Genomic DNA, 11,893 nt, shown 5'->3' with positions numbered 1-11,893 from the left:
CCACTGGCACGAGCATTGCTTAGCGCCCCGGTAACCACAACCGGGGAGACGACAATGACCAAGTTCCTGATCGCTGCCGCCATCGCCGCCGCGCCCGCCGCCGCGCTCGCCTATGACAAGGCGCCGACCCCGCCGCCGAGCAGCAGCGGCGGATCGAGCGGCGGGACCAAGCCGACACCGGTGCCCGCCCCCGCCGCGCTCGGCCTGTTCTCGCTCGGCGTCGCCGGCCTGGCACTCGCGCGCCGTCGCCGCCGCTGATCGGTTCGGCCCCTCGCCGGCCACCGGGGCGTTGACAACTAGCGCTCCGGCCCGCCAGCGAGGGGCATGACCAGTACCGATCCGTTCGACGCGCTCGAAGCCGTCATCCGCAGCCGCCGCGGCGGCGATGCCAAGGCCAGCTACGTCGCTGCCCTGTTCGAAAAGGGCCGGCCGAAGATCGCACAGAAAGTGGGCGAGGAAGCGGTCGAGGCCGCGATCGCCGCGGTGCAGGGTGACCGGGGCGCGCTGAAGGGCGAGGCGGCGGACCTGATCTTCCACCTCATCGTCCTGCTCGTCGACGCGGGCCTCCGCCTCGACGACGTACGCGCCGAACTTGTGCGGCGGGAGGGGCTGTCGGGCCTCGTCGAGAAGGCGTCGCGCGCTGCCCCGCCGCCCCCGTCGGTGGTACCGGAACCCGCGCCCGCCGCGACCGGCCCGTTGCCGCTCGGCCATGACGAGGCGGCGGCGACCGCGGCGCCGCTGCGGCCCGAGGGCGAAAAGCCCGGCAGCCCGCGCCCGCTTCCCCCCGCGACCGGAGGCTTCTGATGCCGATCGACGCCACGCAGCCCTATGACGACGCCAACATCTTTGCGAAGATCCTTCGCGGCGACATCCCGGCGGAGCGCGTATACGAAAACGATTTCGCGCTCGCCTTTCACGACATCGCCCCGCAGGCGCCCGTCCATATCCTTGTCATCCCGCGCGGCCCCTATGTGAGCTGGGACGATTTCAGCGCGCGGGCCAGCGATGCGGAGATCGCCGGCTTTACACGCGCGGTCGGCCATGTCGCGCGCGAGCATGTGGGGCCAGGCTATCGCCTGCTCGCCAACACCGGCGGGCACGGCGGCCAGGAGGTGCCGCATCTCCATGTCCATATCTTCGCCGGCGCCCCGCTCGGCCCGATGCTGGCGCGGTAAGGCACCGCTGCACCACCGTACGCCCAAACCTCGCTTTGGCGGTTGCAAGCGGAACTTTTCCCACTAGGCTCCCGCCGATCCAATCCGCGGCGACGACAAGCCGCACCCTAGGGGACCGTGAATGATATTCGGGCGCGTGAAGCCTCTCGACGCCATTTTGGCGACCGCCGAAAAGAAGTCGCTCCATCGATCGCTGGGCGCGTTCCAGCTCACCATGCTCGGCATCGGCGCCGTGATCGGCACCGGCATCTTCGTGCTGACGGCCGAGGCCGCGCAAAAGGCCGGGCCGGGCATGATGATCTCGTTCATCATCGCCGGCCTCGTCTGCGCGGTGGCTGCGCTCTGCTACGCCGAAATGGCGGCGATGGTCCCGGTGTCGGGATCGGCCTATACCTACAGCTACGCGGTGATGGGCGAGCTGATCGCCTGGATGGTCGGCTGGGCGCTGATCCTCGAATATGCGGTCGCCGCGGGCGCGGTGTCGGTCGGCTGGTCCGGCTACATGATCGGCGCGATCGAGCATAGTTTCGGGATCGATATTCCCAATGCGCTCGTGCTCGGGCCGCTCGACGGCGGGCTCATCAACCTGCCCGCGATGATTATTGCCGGGCTCGTCACCTGGCTCCTGGTGATCGGCACCAAGGAATCCGCGACGATCAATGCGATCCTCGTCTGCATCAAGGTCGTGGCGCTGACGCTATTCATTATCCTCGCCATCCCGGTGATGAACATTGAGCAGTTCACGCCCTTTTCGCCGCTCGGCTTCGGGGGCATTTCGGCTGCGGCCGCGTCGATCTTCTTCGCCTATGTCGGCTTCGACGCCGTCTCGACCGCGGCGGAGGAAACCAAGAACCCGCAGCGCAACATGCCGATCGGCCTTATCGGCAGCCTCGGCTTCTGCACGATCTTCTATATCCTCGTGTCGGCCGGCGTTATCGGCGCCCCTGGCATCAGCGCCCAGCCCGTCATGAGCGCGCTCGGCGGCATCCTCGAGCCCGGCAGCCCCGAACTTGCGCAGCAGTGCGCGGCGCGCGCGGCGGCGGGTGCCAAGGACGTGGTCTGCTCGAAGGAAGCGCTGGCGTTCGTGCTGCGCGAGATCGGCTGGCCGCAGATCGGCAACCTCGTCGGCTTGGCCGCGATCCTCGCCCTCCCCTCGGTCATCCTGATGATGATGTTCGGTCAGACCCGCATCTTCTTCACGATGAGCCGTGACGGTCTGCTCCCCGCGATGTTCAGCCGCATCCACCCGAAGTTCAACACGCCGCACGTCATCACCATCCTGACGGGCATCGCGGTGTCGCTGTTCGCGGCGTTCTTCCCCGTGGGGGCGCTTGCCAACATCTCGAACTCGGGCACGCTGTTCGCCTTTGCCGCGGTATCGTTCGCGGTGCTGGTGCTCCGCCGCACCGACCCCAGCCGCAAGCGGCCGTTCCGCACCCCGCTGGTCTGGCTGGTCGCGCCGCTGTCGATCCTCGGCTGCGTCTACCTGTTCTTCAGCCTCGATTATCACAGCATCATGCTGTTCGCGATCTGGGCGGCGATCGGCATCGTCGTCTATTTCACCTACAGCCGCTCGCGCAGCCATGTCGGTCTCGGCACGGACGGTCCGGAGTAACGGTCGGCCCAATTCCGAACAGCGATGAATGGCCCCCGCCGCATGCCGCGACGGGGGCCTTTTCATGTCAGAAGCGGGCGGTGATCTGCCCACCGTAGAAGCGCGGCTCGGCCGGGATGAAGGTCGGAATGCCGAACCCGCCGCCGGTGTTGCCCGCATCGAGCAGATAATCCTCGTCGGTCGCGTTGCGGATGAAGCCCGCCAGCTCGAACCGTTCCTCGGCAAAGCTCACGCCCGCGCGGGCATTGACCAGCGTCACCGGCCCCTGGCTGATCGCGCGGTTGTTCGGCACTTCGAAGAAGATGCGGCTGCGATAGGTGACGCTCGGCGTCGCGAAGAAGCGCATCCCGCCGCCCAGCGGCGCATCGATCGTCATGCCGCCCGCCGCCTGCCATTCGGGCTGAAGGCGGAAGCGCGCGCCGGAGAATTGCGGCGCGAAGCGGTTGTTCTTGTCGATGCCGCCGTCGATATAGCCGACATTGCCGAACAGGCTGAGCCACCTCGTCGGGCGGATGTTCAGCTCTGCCTCGACGCCCAGATTGCTGGCCGTACCCGCGCTCTGCGTGATCGAGGTGCCGTTGCCCTGCTGCACGCTTACCTGGAAGCCGTCATATTTTTGGTAATAGACACCGAGCGAGCCCGATACCGGGCCGACCGCGCCCTTGATCCCGCCCTCGTAATTCCAGACGACCTCCTCCGGCACCAGTTGCACGCGCGGGCTGCCCGGCGCCACCGTGGTGCGCTGCGCGTCGAGCTGCACGACGGGCGAGCGCCGCCCCTTCGAGATCGTCGCGTAGAGATTGACCGCATCCGACAGCCGGAACAGCGCATTGAAACGCGGCAGCACCGCCGCATAGCTCTGCTGCCGCCAGAAGGTCAGCCCGCCGGTGTCGGTCTGGCCGGGGATCAGCGAGAAGGCGGTTGGGTTGAGCACCGGCCGCGGCACGCGCGTCGTATAGCCCGACTTGCGCTGCTCAATCAGCACGCGCGCGCCCGCGGTAAGTTCGAGTGCGGGCACCGGAATCCATGTCACGTCGCCGAACATCGAATAGGCGTCGTTCTGCCCGATATTCTTGAACTCCGAGCTATAAGGGATCTGCGTCGCCCGCCCGCCGGTCAGGCGCCCCGTCGCCAGCGCTGCACCCACAACACCGCCTGCATTGACGCAGCCGAGATCGGCGTAGATCGGACGCGACGGATTGGCGAGGAAGCTCGCGCATTGAAGGAACGTCCCCTCCTCGCTCGAGAACGGCACCCGCTGGAAATTGTCCTCGACGAACACGTTCCAGCCGAACTGCGCCCGCCAATTGGGATCGCGATAGCTGAAGCGGCCCTCATGGCTCGCCTGCCATCCGCGCGAATCCTCCGCGAATTCCAGGAACCAGGCGGCCGAGCCGTCGGCGTCGAACACCTCGTTGCTGTCGAACTTGCGATAGCCGTTGACCGTCGTGAAGTTCCAGCCGTCGGCGAAATCCCACGACGCGGTCAGGTTGGCGTCATAGACGTCGCGCGTAAGACCGAGCTGGTCGTCGCCAAGCACCTGCGCCGAGAGCGGCGAGCCGCCCAGATTGGCGACGCCGAACGGATTGCCCGGCCCCGCCTCGGTCGGCAGGCGACGCGAGACGAACGGCGTGCCGCCGTTCCGCTGCCGGTCATAGGTGCCGATCAGGTCGACGGTCAGATCCTCGGTCGGCGTGAAGCGCAGCGACGCACGCACGCCGAGCTGGTCCTGCGCGTACAGCTCCTTTTCCTGCCGGGGCGACAGATTCTCGACATAGCCGTCGCGCTTCTTCCACTCGAACGCGATGCGACCGGCGATCTTGTCGCTGCCGGCGTTGAAGAAGCCGGAGACGAGCGTCTGGTCGTAATTGCCGTATCCGCCGGTCAGCGCGCCCGAAAGGCCGGCCTTCGGCCGCGCCGACGTCAGGCTGATCGCACCGACCGCGCTAGCGGTGCCGAACAGCGTCGCTTGCGGCCCCTTGATGACTTCGACCCGCTCGAGGTCGTAGATCGCCTGGTACGACCCGCGCGAGCGCGAGATATCGATACCGTTGTAATAAAGCGTAACCCGCGGCCCCTGCTGCGACGAGCCCGAGTCCGAGGTGATACCGCGGATGACGATGCCCGGATTGTTCGCGCTCTGCTCCTGGATGTTGAGGCCGGGAATGTAGCTCGACAGTTCGTCGAGATCGCCGACGCCGAGTTCGGCGATGCGATCGCCCGACACCGCCGAGATGGTGATCGGCACGTCGACCGCGCGCTGTTCGATCTTCTGCGCGGTGACGAGAATGTCGTTCGAATCCGCCGGCGCGTCGCCCGCCTGGATCGAAGATTGGGCGAGTGCCGGGCTCGCGGTCGAGGCGAGCAGCATCGCGGCTGCCGAAAGGCGCAGTTTCATGTCGTGACCCCCTTAGTCGATCGTTGTCGGGGGCCGCGTTGCGCGTGCTCGATGAAGCCCGCGCGGCACGGTGATGACGCCGCGATGACGGTGGACGGCAGAGTATTGTGGTTTGATGACGCAGGCCGATCTTCACACGGGTTGTGAAGATCGGGGCGTAAACGGACCGGGCACGAATTAACCCTGATTCGCTAGCAACGGATATTCGTATCGCCGGTCAAGGTGTTGAAACGACGCCTTTGAAGAAGGGAGAAGCGGCACCCTCGGTCAAGTCCGGGCGACGATATTGGGACACGACACTCCTGACCCTTGTCATTCCGGACTTGATCCGGGATCCCGCTTCTTGGTTCGTCGAGCGATCAGGCGCGTGCGTCGGCCAGACCCTCGCTGTTGTGGCGAAGCGCCTTAAGCACCGTATCGACGATATGCGCGGAGTTGAGACCCGCCTCGTCATACTGGAGCTCAGGCTTATCGTGATCCTGGAAACGGTCGGGCAGGCGCATCGTGCGCAGCTTCAACCCCGCGTCGATAAGCCCCTGATCGCTCGCCATCGTCAGGACATGCGCGCCCAGACCACCGATCGCGTTCTCCTCGATCGTCACGGCGACCTCATGGGTCGCAAGCAGGCGACGGATCAGCGCCTCGTCCAGCGGCTTTGCGAAGCGCAGGTCGGCGACGGTCGTCGACAGCCCCTTGGCCTCCAGCGCGTCGGCAGCCTTCAGCGCCTCGCCCAGGCGGGTGCCGAGCGACAGGATCGCCACGGACTTGCCCTCTCGCACGACGCGACCCTTGCCGATCTCGAGCTTCTGGAGGACCGCGGGCATCTCGACACCGGTGCCGTTGCCGCGCGGGTAGCGGACCGCGATCGGGCCGCAGTCATGCTCGGCAGCGGTATAGGTCATGTGCGCGAGCTCGGCCTCGTCCGCCGCCGCCATCACGACGAAATTGGGGAGCGACGCCAGATACGTCACGTCGAAGCTGCCCGCATGCGTCGCGCCATCGGCCCCCACCAGCCCGGCGCGGTCGATCGCGAAGCGGACGGGCAGGTTCTGGATCGCCACGTCGTGCACGACCTGGTCATAGGCACGCTGAAGGAAGGTCGAATAAATCGCACAGAACGGCCGCATCCCCTGCGCGGCGAGGCCCGCGGCGAAGGTCACGGCATGCTGCTCGGCGATCCCCACGTCGAACGCGCGCGTCGGATGCGCCTGAGCGAACTTGTCCACACCGGTGCCCGACGGCATCGCCGCGGTGATCGCGCAGATGCGTTCATCGCTCTCGGCGAGCTTGGCCAGCGTCTCGCCGAACACGTTCTGATAGGACGGCGGTCCCGGCGGCGCCTTGGCCTGCGCGCCGGTGATGACGTCGAACTTCTGGACGCCGTGATACTTGTCCGCCGCCTTCTCTGCGGGCGCGTATCCCTTGCCCTTCTTGGTGACGACATGGACGAGGATCGGCCCCTCCTCCGCATCGCGGACATTCTCGAGCACCGGGATCAGGTGATCGAGATTGTGGCCGTCGATCGGGCCGACATAATAGAAGCCCAGTTCCTCGAACAGCGTGCCGCCCATCGTCATGCCGCGGGCGAACTCGTCGGTCTTCTTGGCGGCGCTGTGGATCGGACGCGGGAGCTTTCGCGCGAACTTCTTTAGCGTCTCGCGCAGGCCCAGGAACTCGCGGCTCGACACGATCCGGCTGAGATAGGCCGACAGCCCGCCCACCGGCGGCGCGATCGACATATCGTTGTCGTTGAGGATGACGACCAGGCGATTGCCCGCCTGTTCGGCATTGTTCATCGCCTCATAGGCCATGCCCGCCGACATCGCGCCGTCGCCGATCACCGCGATCGCCTTGCCCGGCGCGCCGGTCAGCTTGTTGGCGACGGCGAAACCGAGCGCCGCCGAGATCGAGGTCGAGCTGTGCGCCGCGCCGAAGGGATCGTATTCGCTCTCGGTCCGCTTGGTGAAGCCCGAGAGGCCGCCGCCGGTGCGCAGCGTGCGGATGCGATCGCGCCGTCCGGTCAGGATCTTGTGCGGATAACATTGGTGCCCGACGTCCCAGATCAGCCGATCGTCGGGGGTGTTGAAGACGTAATGGATCGCCGTGGTCAGCTCGACGACGCCGAGGCCCGAGCCCAGATGCCCGCCCGTCGTGCCGACCGCAGAGATCGTCTCGGTCCGCAGTTCGTCGGCAAGCTGGCGAAGCTGGGCGGGTTTCAGGCGGCGAAGGTCGGCGGGCGTGCTGACCGTGTCGAGCAGCGGCGTGTCGGGCGATTGTGACATTCGCCGGGTCTAACGTATCGGACACACCCTGTCGATTGTTCCGCTTGCCGACTTTGGCCCGTGATTCAGGCTTGCGCGGCGCACTCCGCGCACAAGCCACGAACCTCGACGATCGGCCGGCGCGCGACGAACCCGCGCTCGTCCGCGACCTCACGCACCATCGACGTCACGCGATCGGCATCGAGGTGCGACGCCTCCCCGCATTTGTCGCAGACCAGGAAGATGCAATCGTGCAGGCACCCCGGATGCGTGTTCGCGACATAGGCGTTCACGCTTTCGACCCGCCGAGCGAGGTCGGCGGCAACGAACAGGTCGAGGATGCGATAGACGCTGTTGGCGGCGACGCGCCGGCCGACTTCCTGTGACACCGCCTCGGCAATGTCATAGGCGCTGGCGGGCTTCTCGAACCGGGCCAGCACCTCGAACACGCTAGCGCGCATCGGCGTCCACTGTTCGCCCGCCTCCTCCAGCGTGGTGCGCGCGGCGACGGTCAGCGCCTCCCCGCGGTCGTCGTGGTGGCGGTGGGAGATCGATGCCTGGGCCATGGTCGGGACTTAAGCACGCGGAACCCGCGCGGCAAGCGTCAGGCCGCGGCGCGGGCCGCACGCTGGTTGAGCACGTGGCCGATCGCGAGCAGCGTGACGCCGGCGACGGTCGCGCCCACTTCGCCCGGCCCGTGCGGCAGGAGGATGTCGAGCGCCATCAGCACGAGGCCTGCCGACCCCACGATGAGCGGCAACCGCTGGCCATGCGTGCGCAGCCCACGCCCGAGTGCCACCGCGCCGAGGATGACGGCGATGCCGAGCCCAACCTCGTGCACCCGGTCGTCGAGCAGCGGCCCGGCAAGCGACGCGAACAGCGCCAGCACCACCGCGCTCGCCAGGCAATGCGCGAGGCACAGCGCCGACAGCGCGATTGCGACGCGATCGAGCCGGCCGCGAGGCGCAGGCGAAGAGGCGGAGTTGTTGGCCACAGCAGCCAGATAGAGACTTTGACACGAGGTTACAACATCACATCCTGATTTGCCCGTCGTGCACATCGCGGACAATCTGTCCCATCGACGATCGCGCGGCGCGCGCGTATTGAGCGCGGCATCATGTCGACGCTCGCCGCCTCGCTCTCGCCACCGGTTGCCGCCCCGCGTGCCCGGCCGCGCGCCATCGCCGTCTGGCTTTACGCCGTCGCGGCGCTCATCCTGCTGATGGTCGCGGTGGGGGGTATCACCCGCCTGACCGAATCGGGCCTGTCAATCACCGAATGGAAGCCTGTCTCGGGTGCCATCCCGCCGCTCAATGCCGCCGACTGGCAGGCCGAGTTCGCCAAGTATCAGGCGACGCCCGAATATCGCGAGATCAATGCGGGCATGAGCCTGTCCGACTTCAAGTTCATCTATTTCTGGGAATGGGCGCACCGGCTGCTCGGGCGGCTGATCGGGCTTGCCTTCGCGTTCCCGCTGTTGTGGTTCGCGGTGCGGCGGCAGATTCCGGCGGGTTACGGCCCGCGGCTCGTCGCGCTGCTCGCGCTTGGCGGCGCGCAGGGGGCGGTCGGCTGGTGGATGGTCGCCTCGGGCCTCGTCGACCGGACCGACGTCAGCCATTACCGGTTGGCGGCGCATCTGTGTCTCGCGCTCTTCATCCTCGGCGGGCTGGTCTGGACCGCGCGCGACCTGTCGGCGCTGGCCCGTGATCCGGCGGCGAAGCCGTCGCGGCTTAAGCCGCTGCCGCTGCTCGCGCTTGGCGTGCTGGCGGTGCAGATCATGTTCGGTGCGTTCACCGCCGGGCTCAATGCCGGGCTCGTCACGCATGAGTGGCCGCTGATGAACGGCCGCGTCGTACCGCAGGCGGCGTGGAGCGACGCGCTCGACGATCCGTTCGCGATCCACTTCATCCATCGCTGGTGGGCGTTCGCCGCCTTTGCCGCGATGATGCTCCTCGCGCGCGCTGCCAAGCGCGCGGGCGATCGCCGCGCCTCGATCGCGATCCACGTCGCGGTCGGCATCCAGATCCTGCTCGGCATCGCGACGGTCATGTCGGGTGTCCGGTTCGAGCCGGCGCTGACCCACCAGATCGTCGGCGCGCTGCTCGTCGCCGCCGCCGCCGCGGGTGCGCATGCCGCGGGGCGCCGCGCATGAGCGACATCGCGCTCCTCCAGACCACGTTCGGCACCGCGGATGAGGCCGAATCGGTCGCCCGCATCCTCGTCGAGGAGGGGCTGGCCGCCTGTGCCAACGTCATGGCGTCGTGCACGTCGGTGTTCTTCTGGAAGGACGCGGTCGAGACCGAGGTCGAGACCCCCGTCCTGTTCAAAACGAGCATGGAAAAGGCACTCGCGTTGCGCGAGCGGCTCGTGGAGCTGCACAGTTACGATCTGCCGATGATCGAATTGTGGCCCGCGGCCACGACCGAGGATGGCGCCCGCTGGATCGAGCAGTCGCTTGATCGCTGAGTGGCTGGTCACGGCGCTGCTGGTACAGGCCGGCACGCCCGTGTTCGCGCCACCGCCGGGCGTCGTGCTCACGCTCGACATCGACCATCGTCAGACCGAGGCGGGCAAGCCCGAGAAGCACTATCGCTCCGCGCGCCGCATCGTGTTCGAGCGCGACGGGCCGGGCTGGCGCGCGACGCTGACGCATGGCGGGGCGAGCGTCGATGCGCCCGGCGACGCCTTTGCCCGCGCGATGGCGGCGACGCTGGCGCAGCCGATCGTTTATCGACTCGACGCGGCCGGCACCGTCACCAGCGTGGATTCGATTGACGCCGTCTGGGCCCGCTTCGTCGCGGCGATGCGCACGACGGTGGGCGAGCGCGCCGCTGCGCCGCTGGAGGCGCTGCCCGCCGCGGCGCGGCTCGGGATGCTCCGCGGCCTGATCGGCGATGCGATCGAGGCGCGTGCGGCGGGCGAAGGCCCCTTCCCCGCCGAGCCGATCGACCTGCCCGCTGCGCCGATCGCCGCCGGGGCAAAGCCGGCGATGCTGCCCGGCACGCGCATGGCGACGCGGCTCGGCGACCGTCTGGAAATCACGCTGAAGGCTGCAGGACCGCTCGGCCAGCCTGCCGGTGCGACGAGTTCGATTGAACGGACGACGCGCATCGACCCCGCGACCGGCCTGCTCGACGTACGTCGCGAGCGGGTGGTCACGCGGCTTGCCGACGGCACCGTCGCCCTTTCCCGCGACATGACCTCGACCTTACGGTATTCCAATACCCGTCAGGAAACCCGCCGCGAACCTTGACTTTGTGGGGGCGGCGCGACATTGAGCGCGCCAGCACGACGCCCGACGATGGGCGGCGTACGGTATTCCTCTACCCATAAAGGTCGAAGAGCCATGAAGGCGCTCATGAAGACCACCAAGTCGGTGAAGCCGGCAGAGGTGGAAAAGAAGTGGCACATCGTTGACGCCGACGGCCTGGTGGTCGGTCGCGCGGCGACGATCATCGCCAATGTCCTGCGCGGCAAGCACAAGACGAGCTTCACCCCGCACGTCGATTGCGGTGACAATGTCATCGTCATCAACGCGGACAAGGTGCGGTTCACCGGCAAGAAGCTGGCGCAGAAGACCTATTACAAGCACACCGGCTATGCCGGCGGCATCAAGGAAGTGACCGCGGCCAAGGTGCTGGACGGCCGCTTCCCCGAGCGCGTGCTGGAAAAGGCGATCGAGCGCATGATCCCGCGCGGCCCCCTCGGCCGCGAGCAGATGCGCAACCTTCGCATCTACAAGGGCGCGGAGCATCCGCACACCGCGCAGAACCCCGAAGTGCTCGACATCGCGGGCATGAACCGCAAGAACAAGGTGGGCGCATAATGTCCGACAACCGCCAGTCCCTGTCCGACCTGGCCTCGATCGCTCAGGGCCAGCCGCAGTCGGGCGAGACGCCCGCCGCCGAGGGTAACGAGGGCGCCGCCCCCGTTCAGCCGCAGGTGCCGACTACGCCGCTGCGTGCGCAGGAAATCGACGCCTATGGCCGCGCCTATGCGACCGGCCGCCGCAAGGATGCCGTCGCCCGCGTGTGGCTGAAGCCCGGCTCGGGCAAGATCACGGTCAATGGCCGTGATTCGGAAGTCTATTTCGCGCGTCCGACGCTGCGTCTCGTCATGAACCAGGTGTTCCAGGTCGCCGAGCGCGAGGGCCAATACGACGTCGTCTGCACCGTCAAGGGCGGTGGCCTGTCTGGCCAGGCCGGCGCGGTCAAGCACGGCATCGCGCAGGCGCTGACCCGCTACGAGCCGGCGCTGCGTCCGCCGGTCAAGGCCGCGGGCTTCCTGACCCGCGACCCGCGCGCCGTCGAGCGCAAGAAGTACGGCAAGGCGAAGGCCCGCCGCAGCTTCCAGTTCTCGAAGCGCTGATCGGTTCTCGATCGAACGAAGGGGGCGGTCCGGCCACGGGCCGCCCTTTTTCGTGCGTGCTTGGCCGTGTGGCCAC

At 67.6% G+C, this 11,893-nt stretch carries 12 protein-coding genes and 1 pseudogene; 9 read left to right on the top strand and 4 right to left on the bottom strand.

Going from position 1 to position 11,893, the window contains the following annotated elements; translation table 11 throughout:
• Positions 1-54 precede the first annotated feature (54 nt).
• The 4 genes and pseudogenes from FHR19_RS13440 (at position 55) to FHR19_RS13425 (ending at position 2,790) form a co-directional block, all read left to right on the top strand.
• Positions 55-258, top strand: a complete 204-nt coding sequence (locus FHR19_RS13440; protein ID WP_221228541.1) for a PEP-CTERM sorting domain-containing protein — start codon at positions 55-57, stop codon at positions 256-258.
• 66 nt (positions 259-324) lie between these two features.
• Positions 325-639 (top strand): annotated as a pseudogene (locus tag FHR19_RS13435) (phosphoribosyl-ATP diphosphatase); the annotation flags it as partial.
• A 164-nt stretch (positions 640-803) separates the two neighbouring features.
• On the top strand, positions 804-1,175 hold the full coding sequence (locus tag FHR19_RS13430; RefSeq protein WP_184029334.1) for an HIT domain-containing protein: 372 nt from the start codon (positions 804-806) through the stop codon (positions 1,173-1,175).
• A 121-nt stretch (positions 1,176-1,296) separates the two neighbouring features.
• The gene (locus FHR19_RS13425; RefSeq protein ID WP_184029331.1) at positions 1,297-2,790 is read left to right on the top strand and encodes an amino acid permease; all 1,494 of its coding nucleotides are present in this window, start codon (positions 1,297-1,299) and stop codon (positions 2,788-2,790) included.
• Between the two features lie 67 nt (positions 2,791-2,857).
• Here FHR19_RS13425 and FHR19_RS13420 read toward each other — a convergent pair whose 3' ends face one another.
• From FHR19_RS13420 to FHR19_RS13405, 4 genes are all read right to left on the bottom strand, one after another.
• Positions 2,858-5,188 carry a TonB-dependent receptor gene (locus FHR19_RS13420; protein ID WP_184029328.1) on the bottom strand — a complete coding sequence of 777 codons (2,331 nt, stop codon included), beginning with the start codon at positions 5,186-5,188 and terminating at the stop codon, positions 2,858-2,860.
• Between the two features lie 359 nt (positions 5,189-5,547).
• The gene (gene dxs, locus FHR19_RS13415) at positions 5,548-7,470 is read right to left on the bottom strand and encodes a 1-deoxy-D-xylulose-5-phosphate synthase (RefSeq protein WP_184029326.1); all 1,923 of its coding nucleotides are present in this window, start codon (positions 7,468-7,470) and stop codon (positions 5,548-5,550) included.
• A 65-nt stretch (positions 7,471-7,535) separates the two neighbouring features.
• Positions 7,536-8,015, bottom strand: a complete 480-nt coding sequence (locus tag FHR19_RS13410; protein ID WP_184029323.1) for a Fur family transcriptional regulator — start codon at positions 8,013-8,015, stop codon at positions 7,536-7,538.
• A gap of 38 nt (positions 8,016-8,053) precedes the next feature.
• Positions 8,054-8,443, bottom strand: coding sequence for a MerC domain-containing protein (locus tag FHR19_RS13405; RefSeq protein ID WP_343053270.1), 390 nt, complete (start codon positions 8,441-8,443; stop codon positions 8,054-8,056).
• Between the two features lie 123 nt (positions 8,444-8,566).
• Here FHR19_RS13405 and FHR19_RS13400 point away from each other — a divergent pair, with 123 nt between their 5' ends.
• The 5 genes from FHR19_RS13400 to rpsI all read left to right on the top strand — a co-directional run bounded on the left by FHR19_RS13400 (position 8,567) and on the right by rpsI (position 11,817).
• Positions 8,567-9,601, top strand: a complete 1,035-nt coding sequence (locus tag FHR19_RS13400) for a COX15/CtaA family protein (RefSeq protein WP_184029320.1) — start codon at positions 8,567-8,569, stop codon at positions 9,599-9,601.
• The gene (gene cutA / locus FHR19_RS13395) at positions 9,598-9,915 is read left to right on the top strand and encodes a divalent-cation tolerance protein CutA (protein WP_184029317.1); all 318 of its coding nucleotides are present in this window, start codon (positions 9,598-9,600) and stop codon (positions 9,913-9,915) included. The genes FHR19_RS13400 and cutA overlap by 4 nt, the downstream gene beginning before the upstream one ends.
• Entirely contained in the window at positions 9,905-10,702 is a 798-nt protein-coding gene (locus FHR19_RS13390) for a hypothetical protein (protein WP_184029314.1), read from the top strand. Before cutA ends, FHR19_RS13390 begins: the two co-directional genes overlap by 11 nt.
• Before the next feature lie 93 nt (positions 10,703-10,795).
• A complete protein-coding gene (rplM, locus tag FHR19_RS13385; protein WP_184029310.1) occupies positions 10,796-11,275 on the top strand; it encodes a 50S ribosomal protein L13 in 480 nt (159 codons plus the stop codon).
• Complete coding sequence (gene rpsI, locus FHR19_RS13380; protein ID WP_184029307.1) at positions 11,275-11,817, top strand: 30S ribosomal protein S9; 543 nt, start codon at positions 11,275-11,277, stop codon at positions 11,815-11,817. Before rplM ends, rpsI begins: the two co-directional genes overlap by 1 nt.
• Positions 11,818-11,893 lie beyond the last annotated feature (76 nt).

The sequence above is a fragment of the Sphingomonas yantingensis genome (assembly GCF_014199325.1).
Classification (GTDB): domain Bacteria; phylum Pseudomonadota; class Alphaproteobacteria; order Sphingomonadales; family Sphingomonadaceae; genus Sphingomonas; species Sphingomonas yantingensis.
This window is presented reverse-complemented; position numbering and strand designations above follow the sequence as displayed.